Origin of the sequence: Caulobacter mirabilis (assembly GCF_002749615.1) — a bacterium.
In the GTDB taxonomy this organism is placed as follows: Bacteria; Pseudomonadota; Alphaproteobacteria; order Caulobacterales; family Caulobacteraceae; genus Caulobacter; species Caulobacter mirabilis.
In genome coordinates this window covers 1,512,028-1,531,891 of the sequence record NZ_CP024201.1, presented here as the reverse complement: position 1 = coordinate 1,531,891, position 19,864 = coordinate 1,512,028, and the positions used below count along the sequence as shown (strand labels likewise).

Annotated in this window: 20 protein-coding genes; 16 read left to right on the top strand and 4 right to left on the bottom strand. The window is 68.3% G+C overall.

Annotated features, from left to right (window positions below; genetic code table 11):
- Positions 1-33: 33 nt before the first annotated feature.
- Complete coding sequence (locus CSW64_RS07500; RefSeq protein WP_099621528.1) at positions 34-321, bottom strand: 4a-hydroxytetrahydrobiopterin dehydratase; 288 nt, start codon at positions 319-321, stop codon at positions 34-36.
- Positions 322-737: 416 nt separating this feature from the next.
- On the opposite strand from CSW64_RS07500, the gene CSW64_RS07495 reads away from it, so the two are divergent.
- The 13 genes from CSW64_RS07495 to CSW64_RS07435 all read left to right on the top strand — a co-directional run bounded on the left by CSW64_RS07495 (position 738) and on the right by CSW64_RS07435 (position 14,200).
- A complete protein-coding gene (locus CSW64_RS07495) occupies positions 738-1,268 on the top strand; it encodes an RNA polymerase sigma factor (protein ID WP_172448493.1) in 531 nt (176 codons plus the stop codon).
- Positions 1,265-2,320 carry a FecR family protein gene (locus CSW64_RS07490; RefSeq protein WP_099621526.1) on the top strand — a complete coding sequence of 352 codons (1,056 nt, stop codon included), beginning with the start codon at positions 1,265-1,267 and terminating at the stop codon, positions 2,318-2,320. Before CSW64_RS07495 ends, CSW64_RS07490 begins: the two co-directional genes overlap by 4 nt.
- Before the next feature lie 101 nt (positions 2,321-2,421).
- Positions 2,422-5,658, top strand: coding sequence for a TonB-dependent receptor (locus CSW64_RS07485; protein WP_245863855.1), 3,237 nt, complete (start codon positions 2,422-2,424; stop codon positions 5,656-5,658).
- A gap of 202 nt (positions 5,659-5,860) precedes the next feature.
- Positions 5,861-6,373, top strand: coding sequence for a hypothetical protein (locus CSW64_RS07480; protein WP_099621525.1), 513 nt, complete (start codon positions 5,861-5,863; stop codon positions 6,371-6,373).
- Positions 6,374-6,546: 173 nt separating this feature from the next.
- Positions 6,547-7,047, top strand: coding sequence for a hypothetical protein (locus CSW64_RS07475; RefSeq protein WP_099621524.1), 501 nt, complete (start codon positions 6,547-6,549; stop codon positions 7,045-7,047).
- Between the two features lie 55 nt (positions 7,048-7,102).
- Positions 7,103-7,591, top strand: coding sequence for a hypothetical protein (locus CSW64_RS07470; RefSeq protein ID WP_099621523.1), 489 nt, complete (start codon positions 7,103-7,105; stop codon positions 7,589-7,591).
- A 77-nt stretch (positions 7,592-7,668) separates the two neighbouring features.
- Positions 7,669-8,169 carry a hypothetical protein gene (locus tag CSW64_RS07465; RefSeq protein ID WP_099621522.1) on the top strand — a complete coding sequence of 167 codons (501 nt, stop codon included), beginning with the start codon at positions 7,669-7,671 and terminating at the stop codon, positions 8,167-8,169.
- A gap of 109 nt (positions 8,170-8,278) precedes the next feature.
- A complete protein-coding gene (locus CSW64_RS07460; protein ID WP_099621521.1) occupies positions 8,279-8,797 on the top strand; it encodes a hypothetical protein in 519 nt (172 codons plus the stop codon).
- Positions 8,798-8,892: 95 nt separating this feature from the next.
- Positions 8,893-9,399 (top strand): hypothetical protein, encoded by a 507-nt coding sequence (locus CSW64_RS07455; RefSeq protein ID WP_099621520.1) that lies wholly within the window; start codon positions 8,893-8,895, stop codon positions 9,397-9,399.
- Positions 9,400-9,587: 188 nt separating this feature from the next.
- Positions 9,588-10,268, top strand: coding sequence for an ABC transporter ATP-binding protein (locus tag CSW64_RS07450; RefSeq protein WP_099621519.1), 681 nt, complete (start codon positions 9,588-9,590; stop codon positions 10,266-10,268).
- Positions 10,265-11,458: an ABC transporter permease gene (locus tag CSW64_RS07445; RefSeq protein ID WP_099621518.1), complete on the top strand. Its 1,194-nt coding sequence runs from the start codon at positions 10,265-10,267 to the stop codon at positions 11,456-11,458. Before CSW64_RS07450 ends, CSW64_RS07445 begins: the two co-directional genes overlap by 4 nt.
- Entirely contained in the window at positions 11,448-12,920 is a 1,473-nt protein-coding gene (locus CSW64_RS07440) for a TolC family protein (RefSeq protein ID WP_099621517.1), read from the top strand. The genes CSW64_RS07445 and CSW64_RS07440 overlap by 11 nt, the downstream gene beginning before the upstream one ends.
- Entirely contained in the window at positions 12,896-14,200 is a 1,305-nt protein-coding gene (locus tag CSW64_RS07435) for an efflux RND transporter periplasmic adaptor subunit (protein ID WP_099621516.1), read from the top strand. Before CSW64_RS07440 ends, CSW64_RS07435 begins: the two co-directional genes overlap by 25 nt.
- Positions 14,201-14,215: 15 nt before the next feature.
- Here CSW64_RS07435 and CSW64_RS07430 read toward each other — a convergent pair whose 3' ends face one another.
- Positions 14,216-14,833 (bottom strand): TetR family transcriptional regulator, encoded by a 618-nt coding sequence (locus CSW64_RS07430; RefSeq protein WP_216361250.1) that lies wholly within the window; start codon positions 14,831-14,833, stop codon positions 14,216-14,218.
- Positions 14,834-14,879: 46 nt separating this feature from the next.
- On the opposite strand from CSW64_RS07430, the gene CSW64_RS07425 reads away from it, so the two are divergent.
- Complete coding sequence (locus CSW64_RS07425) at positions 14,880-16,532, top strand: FAD-binding dehydrogenase (protein WP_099621514.1); 1,653 nt, start codon at positions 14,880-14,882, stop codon at positions 16,530-16,532.
- Positions 16,533-16,548: 16 nt separating this feature from the next.
- A complete protein-coding gene (locus tag CSW64_RS07420) occupies positions 16,549-17,400 on the top strand; it encodes a bile acid:sodium symporter family protein (RefSeq protein WP_245863854.1) in 852 nt (283 codons plus the stop codon).
- A gap of 12 nt (positions 17,401-17,412) precedes the next feature.
- Here the strand turns inward: CSW64_RS07420 and CSW64_RS07415 are convergent, their stop codons facing one another.
- Positions 17,413-18,507 carry an aminotransferase class V-fold PLP-dependent enzyme gene (locus CSW64_RS07415; RefSeq protein ID WP_099621512.1) on the bottom strand — a complete coding sequence of 365 codons (1,095 nt, stop codon included), beginning with the start codon at positions 18,505-18,507 and terminating at the stop codon, positions 17,413-17,415.
- Positions 18,504-19,253, bottom strand: coding sequence for a tryptophan 2,3-dioxygenase family protein (locus tag CSW64_RS07410; RefSeq protein WP_099621511.1), 750 nt, complete (start codon positions 19,251-19,253; stop codon positions 18,504-18,506). Before CSW64_RS07410 ends, CSW64_RS07415 begins: the two co-directional genes overlap by 4 nt.
- Positions 19,254-19,402: 149 nt before the next feature.
- Here CSW64_RS07410 and CSW64_RS07405 point away from each other — a divergent pair, with 149 nt between their 5' ends.
- On the top strand, positions 19,403-19,861 hold the full coding sequence (locus tag CSW64_RS07405) for an Lrp/AsnC family transcriptional regulator (RefSeq protein WP_099621510.1): 459 nt from the start codon (positions 19,403-19,405) through the stop codon (positions 19,859-19,861).
- The last annotated feature ends 3 nt before the right edge of the window (positions 19,862-19,864 follow it).

The window sequence follows — 19,864 nt, the reverse complement described above, 5'->3', positions numbered from 1 at the left end:
ACCGGCGGCCCGGCCGGGGCGACCCGCTTCTTGCTACGCCGCCGCCGCGTCCATGAAACTCGCCAGCTCGACGTCCAGATCGGTGACGCCGTCGGCGTCGTGGGTGGCCAGCAGCACCTCGACGCGGTTGTAGACGTTGAACCACTCCGGGTGGTGGTCGAGCTTGTCGGCCTTCAGGGCGACCCGGGTCATGAAGCCGAACGCCGCGTTGAAGTCCTCGAACACGAACGTCTTCTCGATGGCGTCACGGTCGCCGGGCTTCACGCTCCAGCCCTGCAGGCGCTCCACCGCGGCCGCGGCGCCGATCCGTTCTCTGGTCATCTGAAGTCTCCTGCGTCGAGCGGCGGCACCCTCGCGGTGTTCGCGGCCAGGTTCAACGGGGGATGCACGGCAGACAGCAAAGAGCCCCGGGGCCGATACGGAGGCCGCCGGGGCTCAGGTACGCTTCGCAGACTCTCGGATTAGGCCGTTTTGGCACATTTGTCGCCGCGTCACTTCGTCCGAAGCCGGCGCATAACCGAAAGTGGAATTTCGGTGGAATTCCCCCTGGACGAAAGCAACGCTCGTGGGTCTACTTCCCCCAGGGAAGCGGATACTCGCGAAAAAGCTGAAGAAAAACGCGTCCCGAATGTGGGGGCCCGCGGGACTTTCGCCTCTTCCGGTCTAGACCGGGGGCCAGGACGCGGATGTAGCGACGCCGGGCCTTCCAGACGGGACGAATGAGGGAGCTCGGCCGCATGGCCTCGCCGACGACGCCGCCGATGGATGATCCAGGATCCGACATGGACCGGACCATGCAGGCTTGGCTTGTCGACTACGGACCCGCCCTGCGCCGGTACTTCGAGAAGCGCGCCAGCCCGGCCGAGGCCGAGGACATGGTCCAGGACGTCTTCCTGTCCCTGCAGATCCGCGGCGGCGTGGCGGGCATCCAGCACGCGCGAGGCTATCTCTTCCAGGTCGCCCGCAGCGTCCTGGCGCACCGCCGCTACAACTATCCGGCGCTCGGCCGCCCCCTCACGCCCGCAGAAGCGTCGATCGAGGAGCTGTCGCCAGAGCGTATCCTGATGGGCAAGGAATCCCTCGACCGCCTGATGCTGGCGCTCGAGAGCCTGCCGCCCCGATCTCGAGAGGCTCTCCTCCTGCACCGTTTCGAAGAGGCGACCTACGCCTCGGTCGCGCGCCGCATGGGCATCACCGTCAGCGCCGTCGAGCGACTGATCACCCGCGCCCTGAAGCAGTTGACCGCCACCCTGGAGGCGCGTCGATGACCCAGGAAAACCTTCTCATCGACGACGTCGACGGTCTGGCGGCCAACTGGTTCTCGCGGATGCGTTCGGGCGCCTTGACCGAAAGCGACGAAGCCGCGCTCGAGGCCTGGCTGGACCATGATCCGGCGAACCGCTCGGCCTACGACGCGGTCGAGCGGACCTGGACGGCCCTGGAGCTGGTTCGCATGCACCCCCGGGTGCTGGCGATGCGCGATGCGCTGCCCGAACAGCGCCCGTTCCGGCTGGAGCGCTACTTCCCGCCCCAGGCGATCGCCGCCTGCGTCGTCGCGGCGGTGGTCGGAGCGATCGGGATCGTCGCCTGGCCCTCGACTCAGTCAAAGGCGCCGCCGCCGGTCGTGGCGGGCCTGCTCCAGCCCCACCTCTATCAGACCGGCGAGGGCGAACGGTCGGTGCTCACCCTCGCCGACGGCACCGAAGTGATGCTGCACGAGGGCGCGCGCCTTCGCACGCTGGCCGAACGCGGCCGCCGCGTGGTCCGCCTCGAGAGCGGTCGGGCCTATTTCCGCGTCGCCAAGGACAAGCACCATCCGTTCGTGGTCCAGGCCGGCGGCCGGACCGTCACGGCGCTCGGCACCGCCTTCGAGGTCAGCGTCGAGAAGCAGGCCTTCGCCATCACCCTGGTCGAAGGACGGGTGCGCGTGCAGACGCCGGTGGCCGCCGCCCCAAGCCTGGGCGCTCGCCCGAACGGCCTGGTGCCCCCCTCCATCGAGACGACCGAGATGGTCGCCGGATCGCAACTGGCGGGCGATATCAACGGCTGGCGGGTCACCCGCACCGACGTGTCGCAGGAAACCAGCTGGACGCGCGACCAGTTGATCTTCGAGGCGCAGCCGCTCGCCGTCGTGGCGGAGCAGATGAATCGACGCTCTCCCCGAAAAATCATCATCACCGACGAGGATGTCGGGCGCACCCTGATCAGCGGCAACTTCCGGCCTGGAGACGTCGACGGCTTCGCAAGAGCCTTGGCGGCTTACGATTACGCGGGCGTGGCGCGTCGCGGCGACGGCGCCATCGAGCTGTCGGCGCCATAATATCTTCACCTTCCCGCAAAACGTGTGTGGGGTGTTTTTGAGGGGCTGCCTCTTCCGTCGCAAGCGAACGAACAATGTTCGCATCAACGGGGGAGTGAAACGTGAGAGCCCACAAGTACCGTGCTGGCCTGCTGGTCGGCGTCGCTGCTGCCGCGACGATCTTTTCGGCAGGCCTGGCGCAGGCTCAGGTCAAACCGCAGATTATCGATATCCGGCCCCAGCCGCTTCCGGCGGCCCTGAAGGAATTCGGCGTCAAGACCGGCGCGCCCGTACTCTACGGACCGGGCCTGGCCGAGGCGAAGGTTTCCGCCGGCGTGAGCAACGCCTCCGGTCCCGAGGCGGCGATGACCGCCCTCCTGGCCGGCACCGGCCTGACCTACCGCCGCAGCGGCGAAACCTTCCTGATCGTCAAGAAGGAAGACGACGCCCCCCAGAGCGCAAGCGCCAACGAGGGCGCGGAACCAAGCCTCGTTGATGAACTGATCGTCACCGCCCAGAAGAAGGAGGAGTCGATCCAGGACGTGCCGATCGCCGTGTCGGCCTTCTCGGCCCAGGCCCTGGACGAGCGGAAGATCGAAGGCGGACCCGAACTGCTCCGCGCGATCCCGAACGTGAGCTTCTCCAAGGCCAACTTCAGCATGTACAACTTCTCGATCCGCGGGATCGGGACCAAGGCCATCTCCGCGAGCAGCGACCCGGCCGTCGCGGTGAGCTTCAACAACACGCCCCTGATCCGGAACCGGCTGTTCGAGCAGGAGTTCCTGGACGTCGAGCGGGTGGAAGTGCTGCGCGGGCCGCAGGGCACCCTGTACGGCCGCAACGCCACGGCCGGCGTGGTCAACATGATCCCCAGGCTGCCGGGACCCAACCTCGAAGCCATGATGAAGGCCGAGCTGGGCAACTACTCCACCGGACGGCTCAGCGGCATGTTCAACATGCCCCTGGGGGACACGCTGGCGATCCGCGTGGCCGGCGCCCTCACCCAGCGTGACGGCTTCGACTACAACACCTTCACCAAGAAGAACGTGAACAACCGCGATCTGTGGTCCACGCGCCTGTCGGCGAAGTGGGATCCGGTCGACTGGTTCAGCGCCAACGTCATCTGGGAACATTTCGAGGAAGACGATCAGCGCTCGCGGACCGGCAAGCAGCTCTGCACCCGCGACGACGGTCCGGCCAAGGTCGGCGGCGTCAACACCTCGGCGCTGACTCGCGCTCGCCTGAGCCAGGGCTGTCTGCCGGGCACGCTGTTCAACGACACCGCCTACGGGGTTCCCAACGGCCTGTCCTTCCCGCAGTTCCTCGTCGCCGACGGCATCACCTTCGGCTACCCGACCCCGGGTCCGCGGAACCAGAACACGCTCGTCAGGGCGTTCAAGAACCGGCTCACCGATCCCTATCTGGGCCTGGTGCAGTCGCGCGACCTGCGTGAGATCGCCACCAGCTACGACCCGATCTTCCGGTCGAAGAACGACGTGGTCCAGCTGAACCTGAGCTTCGACCTGAGCGACAATCTGCAGCTGATCTCGCAGACCGCCTACACCGAGGACCGCTACTACTCCTCGCAGGACTACAACCGCTTCGTGTCGAACCCGATCTTCAGCGACACCGGCCAGCCGATGGTCAACGCGTCGAACCTGCCCTACGGCTATTCGGCGACGATCCGCCCCCCGACCCCGGGCGGCGTCTATACCGACCCTCAGCTCGGCGCGTCGGACCGGATGCTGGCCGTCGACCTGAGCCAGTCGCAGAACCGGCAGTGGAGCCAGGAAGTCCGCCTGCAGTCGGCGTTCGAAGGCCCGCTCAACTTCAGCCTCGGCGCCAACTATCTGAAGTTCAAGTCGCAGGACGACTACTACGTCTTCAACAACACCTTCACCTACCTGGCGGAGTACCTCTACAACTCCGGCGCGCCGCCCAAGACGCCGGTGATCTGCGAGCCCACGACGCCTAAGGAATGCGTCTACGTCGACCCCAATCCGCTGAGCAGCATCAACGGCGAGGGTCACAACTACTTCCGCAGCAAGAACGTGGTGCAGATCGAGTCCTGGGCGATCTTCGGTGAAGCCTATTGGGAGGTGACGCCGGACGTGAAGATCACCGCCGGCCTGCGCTACACCGACGACAGCAAGGTCAGCACGCCCTATCCCAGCCAGCTGCTGCTGGGCGCCGACCGTGGAACCAGCGGCCCTTCGACGGGCGGCAAGTACAGCCGCGGCTACCCGGCGCTGCCCGACATCAAGCAGGGCTGGAACGAGTTCACCGGCCGCTTCGTGGTCGACTGGAAGCCGGACCTGTCGTTCAGCGACGACACGCTGGTCTATGCGTCCTACGCCCGCGGCTACAAGGGCGGCGGCTCCAACCCGCCACGCGTGGATATCGATCCGAACGTGGTGCAGTACCAGCCGCTGGCCGAGACGTTCCGCCCCGAGTACCTCAACGCGTTCGAGATCGGGACCAAGAACACCTTCATGAACGGCGCGCTGCGGTTGAACGCCACGGCCTTCTACTACGACTACAAGGACTACCAGGTCTCCCAGATCGTCGACCGGATCTCGCTGAACGAGAACTTCGACGCCAAGAACATGGGCGCCGAACTGGAAGTCATCTGGCATCCGACCCCCGAGCTGCGGCTGGACGCCAACATCGGCTACCTGCACACCGAACTGGGCAAGGGCGCACAGTCGATCGACGTGATGAACCGCACCCAGGGCAACCCGGACTGGACCCTGGTCCGCCCGTGGGTCCAGGTGCCGTCCAACTGCGTCGCGCCGACCAGGCACGTGGCCACGATCCTCGGTCGCGGGCTCGACGACACCCTGGCGGCCCAGGCGCTGACCGCGCTCTGCTCCGGCTCGGCCCGCATCGGCTCGTTCGATCCGGCCCTGCCCTCCCTGTTCCGCTTCTGGCAGATGTTCGGCTTCACCTACAATCCGCTGAAGGACGCTCCGAACGGAGGCCGCGGCTTCTACGCGAATCTGGAAGGCAACGAGCTGCCCAACGCGCCCAACTGGACCTTCAATCTGGGGGCCCAGTACACCTTCAACATCAACGACTGGCGACTGACCGTCCGCGGCGACTACTACCGCCAGAGCGAGAGCTACGCCCGCGTCTACAACACCCAATACGACCGGCTCGAGGCGTGGGACAACACCAACCTGTCCGCCACGCTGGAGAACCCGAATTCCAACATGGTGGTCCAGGTCTATGTGAAGAACGTCTTCGACGACGCTCCGATCACGGACTTCTTCACCAACTCCGACGACACCGGCCTGACCGCCAACGTCTTCACTCTCGATCCTCGGATCATCGGCGTCAGCATCATGGGCCGGTTCTAGTCGTTAAGTAATTTTAGGCATAGATGCCGGGCTCGCAGGAATTCGCGAGCCCGGATATCTTTCTTCAACCCAGAAGCAACCATCAAAAGTTGCAATTTTCGCCTTTAGGGCGAAATTTTGACTGGACTCTTTTGTAAACATCATTGAAAGTTTCAACACCTCGGGTTCGCATCGAGGTCAAAAAACCTAGGAGAGGATTCCAATGAAAAAGATTCTGTACGTGCTGGCGGCCAGCGCCATCGCTCTGACCGGCGTCTCCGCCCAAGCCGCGACCTTCAGCCCGCCCAGCACCACGGGCGCCAAGTTCGAAGGCGACGTCGACGTGTTCCGCGACTTCTCGCTGAACTGCCTGATGAAGGCCGACGTCAGCTCCACCGCGCTCGACGGCAACGGCGACAACACCGCCCAAGTCGACACGGCCAGCCTGTCCTCGGGCTTCATGTGCAACCTGGTCGCCTTCAACAACTTCCCGTACCCGGTGACTGTGACGGCTCCGGGCGGCGGCGGCGGCGTGCCCGCCACTGCGGTTCAGATCAACAGCGCCAGCGTGGTCACCGTCCTGGGCGGCACCTGCGCGGGCAACGTTCCGGCGGCCTGGTCCGACGGCGCTCCGGCCACGATCACCTTCGCGCCGGGCACCCCGATCGCCGGCGGCTGCACCATCGGCGGCACGCTGACCCAAGTCGCCGGCTCGGCGATCACGATCACGAACTAAGACTCCCCCTCAACAGGTCACCTCACCTGTGTGGACTGGTCCCGGGGGCGCTGCGCTCCCGGGACCTTTTTCTTTTTCAGCGTCATCGTTTTCCACGCCGCGTCATCCGCGGCTTTCGGCGGCGCACGTCCGTTCGGGCGATCGCGTCCGCGAACCGAAGAAGGAAGTCTGACATGGCCAGAACCCTGACCGCACTGCCCCTGATCGCCGCCTTGTCCTTCGCCGGCGTCTCAGCCGCCTCCGCCGACACCTTCAGCCCATCCGGCGCCGTCACGACCTTCGAGGGAACCGTCGACTTCGTGCCGGGCACGCCTCTTGTCTGCGACTTCAGCCTGACCATCACCAACAACGGCTCGGGCGACGCCGACGTCACCAGCGCCGTCTCATCGGGCGGCTGGTGGTGCTCGTCGCTGGTCTTCAACAACCTCCCCTGGAACATCGATGTCGTCGCCCCCGCCTTTCCTCCCGGCGCCGCGGCCACCCAGCTGAGGATCGCCGGCGTTCAGACGAACTTCCCGTTCGCCTGCGGCCCGGGCGATCTGATCGTCAACTGGGACGCGGGGCCGGCGGCGACGATCACCTTCCCGACCGGCTCGACGATCAATCCCGGCGGCTGCGGCATCGCGGGCGTCCTTCAGCAGACCTCAGGCCCCGCGCTGACGATCACCAATTAGCGCGCGCGAGGCCCCGGCCCCGGGGCCTCGCCAGCCCGCTCAGGGAGAAGAAGCCATGACGCGTATCACGCCTGGGCTTGCAGCGGCGCTGACGCTGATCAGCCCCTCGTTCGCCGCCGCCGACAGTTTCACGCCGCCCAACGGCCCGATTCAGTTCGAGGGCGACATGGTGCTCTCACAGAGCGGCGTCTCCCTTCCTCCCTGCTTAGTCGCAATGCACCTGAGCTTCCACGGGACCGGAGCGCTCGTCCTCGACGCGCGCGCAACGGGCGTTTTTTGCGTCAACTGGACCTTCCCCAACCCCCCGTGGGGCATCGAGGTCGTCACCCCCTCCGGGCCTCCCGGCGAACCGGCGACGCGGCTCCGGCTTTGGAACATACGGGCCCAGTTCTACGCGCCGTGCTTCGGCGACGTGCTTGTCGACTGGAACGCCGGCCCCCCGGCAACCATCACCTTCCCGCCCGGCACGACGCTCCCCGGCGGCTGCGGCCTCTCGGGCGTCATGGAGCAGGTCGACGGCCCGCCGCTGACGATCACCAAATAACCCCGCCATCTTGGAGGGGCCGGGCTTGAGCCCCTCGCCCCGACGGTCCGACCGGACCCCTACGAGGAGGACAGAGCATGATGCGAACGATGCGGGCCCTGGCGGCCGCCCTGGCGCTGACGGGCGCCACGACCGCCGTGGCCGACACCTTCACCCCGCCCAGCAGCACCGCCGTGTTCACGGGCAATGTGCTGCTGAACGCGTCGCCTCCGCTGGTCTGCACCGTGTCGGTGACCATCGTCTCCAACGCAGCCGGCAGCGACGCCTGGGTCGCCACGGGCGGGATCGGCGGCGGCGGGCTGTGCGGCCTGTTCTCATTCTCCGGCCTGCCCTGGAACATCAATGTCGAGACCCCGCTCCCGCCGCCAACCGGGCAGCCGGCGACGCAGCTGAGGTTCACCGGCGTCCGGGTGGTCGGCGGGGTCGTCTGCGGACCGGGCGACCTGATCGCGACCTGGACCCCGGGATCGCCGCCGACGATCACCTTCCCGCCCGGAACCATGCTGCTCCCGGGCCCCTGCCCCTTCCAGGGCGTGCTCACCCAGACCAGCGGGGCGCCCCTGGCGATCACCAACTAGCGTTACGGCGCCGGCCGGCGCCGTCCCTACCAGTCGCGTTCAGAACCGCTTGCGACCGCCGCGCCTCGGCGGCCCCGTCGGCGTGCGCCGGCATCACGGAGGCTCTCCGATGAGAAAGATCCTCGCCACGTTCGTCGCCATCGCGGCCGCCACGGCGATCACCAACGCCCACACCGCCCACGCCGCCGCCTTCAGCCCTCCGAATGCGATCAACATGGTCTTCGAGGGCGACGTCGAGTTTCGGGAAAACCTCACCTTCAACTGTACGATGACGGCCCATGTCCTCACGACGAACCCCGACGGCGCCGGCAACAACGAGGGCTACGTCTATGCGGCCGGTCTGTCGAACGGCTTCCTTTGTTCGCTGGTCTCCCTCCAGCAGGCCCTCTACCCGATCGCCGTCCTTCCAACCGGGCCGTCGGGCGTCCCGGCGACGGATATTGAGATCCAGGGGATCTCGGTCGTCACAGCCATGGGCGGGACCTGCACCGGCAACCTCTGGGCCGACTGGTCGGACGGCGCTCCGGCCACGATCACATTCTCGCCGCTGAGCACGCTGACCGGCGGCTGCACGATCCGCGGCACGCTCAGCCAGGTGAGCGGACCGGCTCTCACGATCACCCAATGACCCGCATCTCTTCGCCCGCTCGTCCCCTCGGGCCGCTAGCGACCGCCGCGCTTCGGCGGACCGCCGCCCCTGGCCGGCGCCACACAGGTACTCCGATGAACAGGATCCTCACCACTCTCGTCGGCGCCGCCGCCCTGGCCGGCGCCTCCCCGTCTGGCGCTGACACCTTCAGCCCGCCGAACCAGAACACGCTTCTTTTCCAGGGCGTCTTCTACGTTCATCTCCTCGGCCTGCAGGTGACCTGCGACGGCTTCGTCACGCTGCGCACCGGACCGTTCGACGCCGCCGGAGACAACCTCGCGGTCTTCCACAGCTTCTCGCTGGAGGGCGGCCTCTGCAACTACGGCGCGTTCGCCAACCTGACCTATCCGATCACCGTCGTCGCGCCGACGACGCCGGCCGGCGCGACCGCCCAGAAGCTGAGGATTCACGGCGTCCGCTTCACCAGCCCCCTCTACGACTGCGGGCCGGCGGACATCGAGGTCGAGTGGGTCCCGGGACCGCCGCCGCGGATGGTGCTCACGAGCCAGACCGTCGGGACATGTCAGTTCGACGGCGAACTCACGCAGTACGTCGGCCCCACGCTCACGATCACCAACTGACGCCGCCGCCCCTCCGACGACGGACCAACCCGACAAATCCGCCCCTTACCCGGCCTTGAAGATGGCGCCATCTCAACGGATAGTTACACTCCTGTAGACGAGGTTCCGTCGGGGGCGGGGAAGGCGCTCGACGAAACCGTGTTCATCGCCGGAGGGGGTCTCGCCCGGCGACTTGGCGGGAAGAAGCAGTGCTCAAGCTGGCCAGTATCGAGAAGGCCTACAAGACGGCCGGAGGGTCCGTACCGGTTCTGAAAGACCTCTCCCTCGAGATCGAGGGCGCGGGCTTCTGCGCGATCCTGGGCCCGTCCGGCTCCGGGAAGAGCACGCTGCTCAACATCATCGGCCTGCTCGACCGTCCCGACAGCGGCCAGGTCTTTCTGGACGGGGCGCCCGCGGACTTCGCGTCGGCGGCCGAGGCCGCGCGCCTGCGCAATCGCCTGATCGGCTTCGTCTTCCAGTCGTTCCAACTGCTGCCGCGGCTGACCGCCTGGGAGAACGTCGCCCTGCCGCTTCTCTATCGCAACGTGCCGCGCAAGGACCGCAAGCCGCAGGCGCTGGCCATGCTGGAGCGCGTCGGCCTTGGCGACCGCGCCGAGCACCATCCCAATCAGCTTTCCGGCGGCCAGATGCAGCGCGTGGCCCTCGCCCGCGCCCTGGTCAGCAACCCGCGCCTGCTGCTGGCGGACGAGCCGACCGGCAATCTCGACAGCGTCACCGCCAGCGAAGCGCTGACGCTCCTCCGCACCCTCAATCGCGACTTCGGCGTCACCATCGTCATGGTCACCCATGATCGCGATCTGGCGATGACCTGCGATCGACAGATCGAGATCCGCGACGGCCGGATCATCGCCGACACGAGGCGTCAATGACCTCGCGCGCGCGCCCCTATGGCGTGCCGCTGGGCGAGGTCCTGCGGGAGGCCTTCGCCAACCTGCTCGCGCGAGGGCAGCGCTCCGGCCTCGCCCTGCTCGGCATCGTCGTCGGGACGGCCTCCATCATCGCGATGCTCAACATCGGCCATGTCGCCCAGCTGGAGACCATGAAGCAGTTCGAGAGGCTGGGCATCGACACGATCCAGGTCCGAAGCACGCCCAATGGAGGCGAGGGCGGCTTTCCGAAAGCCACGATCGAAGATCTTCCCAAGACGGTTCCCGGCGTCGTCGAGGCGACCCCTTACGCGACAGCCCAGATCTCCGGCCGGGCGGGCGGTAAGGAGGCCTCGCTCTTCCTCATCGCCGCCCCGCCGTCGCTGGCTCCGCGGCTGGCGCTGACGGCGCAGACCGGCCGCCTGCTCACCGCCTTCGACGACTGCGCGCCGGTCGGCGTGATCGGGGCGGAAGCCGCGCAGAAGCTGGCGCGACGTCCCGCAGACATGCTCGGCCAGCAGGTCGCCCTGGGCTCCTATCTGTTCACGGTCGTCGGCGTCCTCGAAGCGATCCCGAGCGACGGCTTCAGCGTGGCCCGATACAACGACGCCTTCATGATCCCGCAGGGTTGCGCACGACGCGTCCTGCCCAGCAACCAGGCCAACGCCGCGCTCGTGCGGGTCGCCGACGACGCCGATGTCGATCGGATCGACGGCGAGCTGAAGCGCTCGCTCACCAACCGGACGACGTTGGTCCAGACCACCAACGCCAAGTCGATCATCGTGACGATGAACCGCCAGAAGGGCCTGATCGCCGCGGTGCTGGCCGCCATCGGCGGCATATCGCTGCTGGTCGGGGGGATCGGCGTCATGAACGTCATGCTGATGAACGTGCTGGAGCGGCGACGGGAAATCGGCCTGCGCGCCGCGATCGGCGCGACGCCGAAGGACATCCAGCTGATGTTCGTGGCGGAGGCGGCGATGCTGGCCGCCGCCGGCGGCCTGGTGGGCGCGATCTTGGGGCTGCTGCTCTCGGCGCTCGCGGTGAAACTGTTCAGCTGGGACTTCGCCATCGCCTATCATCTGATGCCCATCGGCCCGCTCGGTTCCGGCGTGATCGGCGTGCTGTTCGGCCTCTATCCTGCCCTGTCCGCATCGCGGATCGATCCGATCGAGGCCCTTCGTGCGGACTAGATGCTCGCCTCTCCTGCTGCTCGCCCTGGCCCTCTCCGTCTCGACCGCTGGCGTCGCGTCGGCGCAAGCCCTGTCGCCGGTCCCGTCGCCGCCCTCGAACCCGGTGCCCAACGGCCCCGCCGTCCCACTCGGCCTCACCGAAGCCGTGGCCATCGGCTTGCGCGACAACCGAAGCCTCAAGTCGGCCTATCTGGAACGCGTGGTCCAGAAGTTCGACCTGGCCGTCGCCGAGCGTCGCTTCGTCCCTGTCGCCCGCATCACCGCGCGGGTCACGGAGGCTCGCAGCGACGCTCCCAACAGAGACTCGACCGAGGCCGCCGGCGGTGTCGAAGGGTCGTGGCTGCTGCCGACCGGCGGCACGATCGGTTTCTCCTGGGGCCGCCTCGAGCGACTCGACGCGCGGAGCACCGACCGCAGAGACACCTCGTCGCTGTCCCTCACGCAGCCGCTGCTCCGCGGCGGCGGATGGGACGTCGCGATGGCCCCTCTGCGATCGGCGCGCATCCGGGAGCGGATCAATAAGCTCTCTCTCGAATCCACGGTCTCGAACACCGTCTCGACGATCATCTTCAGCTACCGCACCCTGCTGCAGAGCCAGGAGCAGGTCCGGCTCGCGGAGCTGTCGCTCGAGCGGACCAAGGTCTTGCTGGAGACCAACAAGGCGCTCATCGAGGCTGGCCGCATGGCGGCGGCGGACCTCGTCCAGACCGAGTCCGGCCTCGCCAACCAGGAGGTCTCCGTCCTGTCCGCCTATCGGCAGCGGGAAAGCGCCCAACTCGCCCTGCTGAGACTTCTGGCCCTCGATCCGCGCACCAACGTCGTGGCCGTCGACGACGTGAAGGTCGAGAGGGTTGATATCGATCTGGACCGCGTCCTGGCCCTGGGGTTCGATTCACGCCTGGACATCCTCAGCCAGCGGCTGACCCTGGACGAAGCCCGGCAAGGCCTGATGCTGGCCAAGAACAATCGGCTCTGGGACGTCAGCCTGACCGCCTCCACCGGCCGGTCCGAGGTCATCGACCCGATCCTGGGGCCGCGCACCCCGCTGGACGACACCACCGTCGGCGTGCGCGTGGGCATTCCCCTGGGCGACTACGGCCCCAAGGCGGCCGAGCTCCGCGCCGAGACGGCCGTTCGAACGGCAGAGCTTCGCTACGAGGAGCTGTCGCAGGCGATCGAGGCGCAGATCCGCGACGCCGTCCAGACGGTCGACATGAACTGGCGCCAGCTCGAGGCTGCGCGGCGGGCGCGCGACCTGGCCGCGCGCGCGCTCGACCTGCAGCAGGAGAAACTGAAGGTAGGCCGGGCGTCCAACTTCGAGGTCCTGTCCTTCCAGGACAGCCTCAGGAACGCCGACGCCCAGGAACTCAACGCCCGGATTTCCTACCTCAATGCGCTCACCGCGCTGGATCAGCAAATCGGAAGCACGCTCGAAACATGGCGCATCAACTTGAACGACTGACCACGGCGATCCGGCGACGCCCCGGACGCACGGCCCTCGTGGCGGTCGCGGCGCTGCTGATCCTGACCGTCTGGACCTGCACGGCGCGCAAGCCCGACGCCAAGCGCGCGGGCGAGGTCCAGCGGCACTACACGGTGAGCAAGCAGTCCTTCGCCGTTTCCACCGGTTTCCAGGGCGAGATCGCGCCGGGAGAGAGCCTGGCGGTCGTCGCGCCGTTCGACGGCGTTCTGCAGCGCCTGAACTTCGCCTACGGCGATCAGGTGGAGGCCGGCCAGGTGTTGGCGGAGTTCGATGTCGCCGACGTGCAAAGGAGCCGGAACGACGCCGAAAGCACCTATCTGAAATCGGCCCGCGGCGCCGCCGATCTCCAGAACTGGCAGAGCGGGCCGGAAATGTCGCGCGCCCGGCGCAGCCTCATCACCGCGAGACTGGAGTTCGAACAGGCCGAGCGGCGCCTGAAGGAAACGCGGTCGCTGCTGGACCGGGGCCTTGTGCCTCGCATGGAGTACGAGACGCTCGAGCGGCAGGTGCAGTCGCAGAAGATGGCCCTGGAAGCCGCCGAGCAGGATCTCCAGATCACCGCCGGCCGCGGCGAAGGCTCCTATCGTCGGATTGCGGAGCTTGACCTGAGCAACTCCACGAACCGGCTGTCGACGGTCAGCGCGGACATGGCGAAAGCCCGGGTCGTGGCGCCCGACTCCGGCATCATCGTCATGCCGCCCTCCGGCGGCCAGGACAAGGCGGATGGAGGCGTCACGGTCGGCGGTCGGCTGTCGAAGGGCCAGCCCCTGGGCGTCATCGCGAGGGCCGGCGCTCTGGGCGTGCGATTCCAGCTGGACGAAGGCGACGTGAACACCATCAAGCTCGGCCAGGCGGTGACCGTAACCGGGGCTGGCTTCTCCGGCGTGTTGAAGGGTCGGATCCACAGTATCGCGGGCCAGGCGAAGAAGGACGCGGGCGGCGGCAAGGCGGTGTTCGTGGCGATGGCGCTGCTCGATCCGCTGCCAGCGGAACAGGCCCGTCAGGTGCGCATCGGCATGACCGCCAACCTGAACATCACCTCCTACACCAACCCTTCGGTGATAACCCTGCCTCCGCAGGCGATCCAGGGATCGCCCGCGAACCCGTTCGTGTTGGTTCAAAGCAATCCCCGCAAGGCGCCGCAGGAGGTCCGGGTCCAACTCGGCAAGTCCAGCCCGTTCGCCGTCGAGGTGCTGGCCGGGCTCAAGCCCGGAGATCGGGTCGTCTGGAGCGTTCCCGGCGTTCCGGCGTCGCGATAGGCCTTCGTCGGGGCCTCACCGCACCCGCAGGCTGTCCAGCTGGCGCGCGGCCAGGTCGCGCAGGGCGTCGTCGGCCAAGCCCGCCGCCCGCTGCAGCGGCGCGCCGATCAGGCTGGCCGACAAGGCCGCGCTCAGCAGGGCGGCGGTGATCACCCCCGCCCCTTGGGACGCTGGATCGCCGCCCGCCGGCTCCGTGGCCTTCAAGGTGTGGACGGTTCCCGCGATGACCTCGAACACGGGCGCCAGCTTGTCGGCCTGACCGGTCGAGCAGACCCAGGCGACCAGCCGGCCATGGTCGTCCCGCGCCATCGCGTCGAAGACCATGTCGACGATCTGACGACTCGTCGCCTCGCCGCCGCGCAGGCGAAGGGTCGCCGCCGCCACCTCCCCCGCCAGCCGCTCGGACATGCGCACGACCAGCGCCGCCTGCAGACCCGCGCTGGAGCCGAAATGATGGGTCAGGTTGCCGTGGGCCATGCCGGCCTCGGCCGCCACGGCCTGCAGCGTCAGGCCCGGCGGCCCTTCGCGCGCCAGGATCGCCTCCGCCGCGCCCAGCGCTTCGTCCCGAGCCTCCGCCGGCGTCCGGCGTCGCCGGGGCCCGCGTTCCGAAGCTTGCCGTTGCGTTATTGTCATTCTTGATAATAACATGCCGCCAACGACCAACAAGGGGAAACGGGCGATGGCGGACGCGGACGTGATCATCGTGGGGGCCGGCCTGTCGGGGCTGGTCGCGGCGGCGGAGCTGGCGGACGCCGGCAAGACGGTCATCATCCTGGACCAGGAGCCGCGCCAGAACCTCGGCGGCCAGGCCCACTGGTCGCTGGGCGGCCTGTTCCTGGTCGACAGCCCCGAGCAGCGGCGGCTGGGCGTGAAGGACAGCTTCGACCTGGCCCTGCAGGACTGGATGGGCACGGCCGGCTTCGACCGCGACGAGGACTACTGGCCACGTCGCTGGGCCGAGGCCTATGTCGGCTTCGCCGCGGGCGAGAAGCGGTCCTGGCTGCGCGCCATGGGCCACCGGATCTTCCCGATCGTCGGCTGGGCCGAGCGCGGCGGCGACGCGGCGACCGGCCACGGCAACTCCGTGCCGCGCTTCCACCTGACCTGGGGGACGGGCCCGGGCGTGGTCGAGCCCTTCGCCCGCCGCGTCCAGGAGGCGGAGGCTCGAGGTCGGATCGCTTTCCGCTTCCGGCGTCGCGTGGACGCCCTGATCGTCACGAACGGCGCCGTCACCGGCGTGCGCGGCGCGGTGCTGGCGCCGGACGACGCCCCACGCGGGGTCAGCACCTCCCGCGACGTCGTCGCCGACTTCGAGCTGAGCGCGGGCGCCGTGATCGTGGCCAGCGGCGGCCTCGGCGGCAATCACGACCTGGTCCGCCAGAACTGGCCCGCCCGCCTCGGTCCGCCGCCGAAGCGGATGGTCACCGGCGTGCCCGCCCACGTCGACGGCCGCATGCTGGCGATCACCGAGGCGGCCGGCGGGCGGATCATCAACCGCGACCGGATGTGGCACTACGTCGAAGGGCTCCACAACTGGAACCCGATCTGGCCGGGGCACGGGATCCGCATCCTGCCCGGCCCGTCCTCGCTGTGGTTCGACGCCCGGGGCGAACGGCTGCCCGCGCCCAACTATCCCGGCTACGACACCCTCAAGACCCTGGAGCATATCGGCAAGACCGGCTTCGACTACACCTGGTTCGTGCTGACCCAGAGCGTGATCCGCAAGGAGTTCGCCCTCTCCGGCTCGGAGCAGAACCCCGACCTCACCGGCCGCGACTGGCTGCTGACCTCCAAACGGGCGACCAGCAAGGGCGCGCCCGGCCCCGTCGAGGCCTTCAAGCAGCACGGCGTCGACTTCATCGTCGCGAACTCGCTGGAGGAGCTGGTTCCGCGGATGAACGCCCTGACCGGCGACGACCTGATCCAGCTCGACCGTCTCCGCGGCCAGATCGAGGCTCGCGACCGCGAGATGGCCAACCCCTACGCCAAGGACGCCCAGGTCATGGGCATCCACAACGCCCGCCGCTACCTGGGCGACAAGCTGGTGCGCACGGCCAAGCCGCATCGGATGCTCGACCCCGCCCACGGCCCGTTGATCGCGGTGCGGCTGAACATCCTGACCCGCAAGACCCTGGGCGGCTTTGAAACGGACCTGGAGGCGCGCGTGTTCGGCCACGACGGCCGCCTGATCCCGGGCCTCTACGCCGTCGGCGAAGCCGCCGGCTTCGGCGGCGGCGGGGTCCACGGCTACCGCTCGCTGGAGGGCACCTTCCTCGGCGGCTGCCTGTTCTCCGGCCGCAACGCCGGCCGCTCCGCCGCGCGCGCGGCCTGATCCCATGCAGGCGACCTTGACGACGACGCTGACGCTGCCCCTCGCGCTGGCGGTGGTGATGTTCGGCCTGGGGCTGAGCTTGAGGGGGAGCGACTTCACCCGGGTGCTGGCCTATCCGCGCGCGGTCTGGGTCGGACTGGCGGTGCAGGTCCTGGTCCTGCCGCTGGCCGCGGCCGGGATCGCCCATCTGTTCAACCTGCCCCCGGTCCTGGCCGTAGGGCTGATGCTGCTGGCCGCCTCGCCCGGCGGAGCCATGGCCAATCTCTACAGCCACCTGGCCGGCGGCGACGTGGCGTTGAACGTCACCCTGACGGCGGTCAGCTCGGTGCTGACGGCGATCACCCTGCCGATCATCGTCGGCCTGTCGACCCTGCACTTCATGGGCGCCGGCCAGGACATGCCGCTGCAGTTCGGCAAGGTCGCCCAGGTGGTCGCCCTGGTCTTGACGCCCGTCGCCCTGGGCATGCTGGTCAACCTTCGCGCGCCGAGCCTGTCAGCCCGCCTGCGCGGCCCGATGAAGATCGTCTCGATCGTCGTGCTGGCCGCCGTCGTCGGCGTTGCGGCGCTGCAGAACCGCCAGGATCTGGTCGCGCACGTCCGGGCGGTCGGCGCGGCCTGCCTGGCCTTCAACCTGGTCAGCCTGGCGGCCGGCTACGGCCTGCCCCGGCTGCTGAAGCTGGACAGACGCCAGGCCGTCGCGATCGGCATGGAAGTCGGCATCCACAACGCCGCCCTGGCCATCGCCATCGCCCTGTCGCCGAGCCTGCTGAACAGCCCCCAGATGGCCGTGCCGGCCGCGGTCTATGGGGCGATGATGTTCTTCACCGCGGCCGGGTTCGGCTGGCTGACGACGCGGGGGAAGCTGTAGGAAGCGCACCCCCTAAACCCGCGCCAGCGCCTCGGCCACGCGGTCGGCTTCGTCGGCGGTGTTGTAGACATGGAACGACAGCCGCAGCTGGTCGCCGCGCCGGTCGAACTTCGCGCCGATCGCAGTGAGAGAGGGATTCGAACCCTCGGCGGCGATGCAGATCGTGCCGCCGAAGCCGGATCGGTCCGGATCGAACCAGCGGCCGTTGGTGCGCTCCGACACCCGGGCGATGAGGGCGCGGTTGTGGGCGCGGACCGCCTCGACCCCGACGCCGGCGATCACGCCGATCGCCGCCGCCGCCAGGGCGTAGGGTGCGACCGAGGGCGTGCCGCCCCAGAACCGCCGCGCGTCGGGGGCGTAGCGGAAGTCGCGGATGTCGAACTCGAACGGGTCGACGTGGCTGAACCAGCCGATCTCGATGGGCTTGGCGCGGGCGCAGAGCGTCGGCGAGACCCACAGCCAACCGGCTCCTGGCCCGCCGCACAGCCACTTCACGCAGGAGCCGATCGCCCCGTCGACGCCCAGCGTCGGCAGGTTCAGCGGCAGCACCCCGGCCGATTGGGCGACGTCGACGATCGCGATCGCCCCCGCCTCGCGCGCCAGGGCGGCGATCTCGGCGATCGGCCCGACGGCGCTGGAGTTGGAATGGACGTGCATGGCCACGACGGCGGCGGTTTGCGGACCGATCGCCTCGGCCCAGGTCTCGACCGCCGTCGGATCGACCGTCAGCAGCCGCAGGCGGAAGCCGAGCGCCTCCAGCCCTTTCAGCGCGAAGCCGATCGAGGCGAAGCTCTGGTCGGAGGCCAGGATCTCGCGGCGCTCGCCCTCCGGCGGCAGGGCCGACAGCAGCCGGAACAGTCCCGCCGACAGGTTCGGCTGCGGGCAATAGTCCGCCGCCGTTCCGCCGAGCAGCCCGGCCAGCGCATCGCGGAAGCCGTCGATGGCGCCCAGCCAGTCGCCCCAGGCGTCGCCGCCCTTGCCCGACCAGGGCGCGAGCACCGCCGTCTCCAGCCCCGCACGGGCCGCCCTGGGCAGAGCGCCGACGGAATGGGCCAGCAGATAGGGCCCGCCCGGCGGAACCTCGAACGCCCCCCTCAGGTCGCTCATGCCGCCGCGCCGCCCGCCGTCAGGCTGTCGCGGACGCGGCCGTACTCGCCGCCCCAGTCGTCGGTCATCGCCACGCGGACATCCCACAGTTCGGGGAAGAAGCGATGCTTGGCGCCCGACTGCAGCAGGTCGACCGACCGCCCCTTCAGCGACGCCGAGCCCATGCCGATCGAGCGGTGGATCAGGAACAGGTGGCGCCAGCGGAACAGCCCGAACAGCTCGTCGAAATCGATCAGGGCCTCGGCCACGGCGTAGGCGGCGTCATGGGCGTAATCCTGGTCGTAGATCGAGCGGACGGTGCGCCCCTTCGGCTCCAGGTAGCTGGCGACGAAGGTGTCCCACAGGTGGATCGGCATCTTCAGCAGGGTGCGGAAGCCCGGCGACTCCTGCCCGCTGCCGTTGCCCAGCTGCAGGCGGATCTGCTGATACTCCTTGGGCGACATCGTCTCCAGCAGGTCCAGCTGCGAGGTCATAAGGCGCAGCAGCTGGTGGGCGCGTCCCATCAGGGTCACGACGCGATGCGTCTCGCCAGCCTTCATGTAGTCGTCGACCTCGAGCAGGGTGAAGGCGATCAGCTTCATCCACAGCTCTTCGACCTGATGCACGATCTGGAACTGCAGCTCGTCGTGATTGACCAGGGCGCCGAAGTCCTTCTGGCAGGACAGCAGGCGCTCGGTGTTGAGGTAGTGCTCGTAGTCGAGCTCGGCCGGCGCCTGCAGGCGCGCGTAGATGGCTTCCCGGTCCATGCGGATCTCCCTTTGCGGCGACCCTAGCTCCGGCGGCGGGAAACATTGTCCGCAAACGAGCGGCGAATTCACGCCTGGAAGAAACAACGTACTTTCCTGAGCGCATTCTACGGTATGATTGCCGCTCAGTATCGCCAAAGGAGGGCCCGATGGACCAGATCGACCTGCATCTGCTGACCCTGCTCGAAGGCGACGCACGCCTGTCCTACGCCGACCTGGCCGAGGCCACCGGCCTGACCAAGTCGCCCTGCTGGAAGCGGGTCCAGGCGCTGGAGGAACAAGGGGTGATCCGCGGCTACCGCACCGTGGTCGAACCGTCGGCGCTGGGCCTGGGCGCCAAAGGCTTCGTCAGCGTGACGGTGGCGTTCGAACAGCACGACGCCTTCGAGAAGGCCGCCGTTCGGCATCCGATGATCCTGTCCTGCCACGCCACGGTCGGCGAGACCGACTATCTGCTGCAGATCATGGCCAAGGACCTGATCGCCCTGGACGCCTTCCTGCGCGGAGAACTGTGGCGGCTGCCCGGCGTGCAGCGGTTCTCGACCACCATCGCCACGCGCGAGATCAAGACCGACGGCTCGATCCTGGCCTGCGCCGCGCGCCGCTGACCG

Coding starts and splice junctions, on each gene's coding strand:
- CSW64_RS07500 (WP_099621528.1), bottom strand. CDS start 321: ATGACCAGAGAACGGATCGGCGCCGCGGCCGCGGTGGAGCGCCTGCAG.
- CSW64_RS07495 (WP_172448493.1), top strand. CDS start 738: ATGGCCTCGCCGACGACGCCGCCGATGGATGATCCAGGATCCGACATG.
- CSW64_RS07490 (WP_099621526.1), top strand. CDS start 1,265: ATGACCCAGGAAAACCTTCTCATCGACGACGTCGACGGTCTGGCGGCC.
- CSW64_RS07480 (WP_099621525.1), top strand. CDS start 5,861: ATGAAAAAGATTCTGTACGTGCTGGCGGCCAGCGCCATCGCTCTGACC.
- CSW64_RS07475 (WP_099621524.1), top strand. CDS start 6,547: ATGGCCAGAACCCTGACCGCACTGCCCCTGATCGCCGCCTTGTCCTTC.
- CSW64_RS07470 (WP_099621523.1), top strand. CDS start 7,103: ATGACGCGTATCACGCCTGGGCTTGCAGCGGCGCTGACGCTGATCAGC.
- CSW64_RS07465 (WP_099621522.1), top strand. CDS start 7,669: ATGATGCGAACGATGCGGGCCCTGGCGGCCGCCCTGGCGCTGACGGGC.
- CSW64_RS07460 (WP_099621521.1), top strand. CDS start 8,279: ATGAGAAAGATCCTCGCCACGTTCGTCGCCATCGCGGCCGCCACGGCG.
- CSW64_RS07455 (WP_099621520.1), top strand. CDS start 8,893: ATGAACAGGATCCTCACCACTCTCGTCGGCGCCGCCGCCCTGGCCGGC.
- CSW64_RS07445 (WP_099621518.1), top strand. CDS start 10,265: ATGACCTCGCGCGCGCGCCCCTATGGCGTGCCGCTGGGCGAGGTCCTG.
- CSW64_RS07435 (WP_099621516.1), top strand. CDS start 12,896: ATGGCGCATCAACTTGAACGACTGACCACGGCGATCCGGCGACGCCCC.
- CSW64_RS07430 (WP_216361250.1), bottom strand. CDS start 14,833: ATGACAATAACGCAACGGCAAGCTTCGGAACGCGGGCCCCGGCGACGC.
- CSW64_RS07425 (WP_099621514.1), top strand. CDS start 14,880: ATGGCGGACGCGGACGTGATCATCGTGGGGGCCGGCCTGTCGGGGCTG.
- CSW64_RS07415 (WP_099621512.1), bottom strand. CDS start 18,507: ATGAGCGACCTGAGGGGGGCGTTCGAGGTTCCGCCGGGCGGGCCCTAT.
- CSW64_RS07410 (WP_099621511.1), bottom strand. CDS start 19,253: ATGGACCGGGAAGCCATCTACGCGCGCCTGCAGGCGCCGGCCGAGCTC.
- CSW64_RS07405 (WP_099621510.1), top strand. CDS start 19,403: ATGGACCAGATCGACCTGCATCTGCTGACCCTGCTCGAAGGCGACGCA.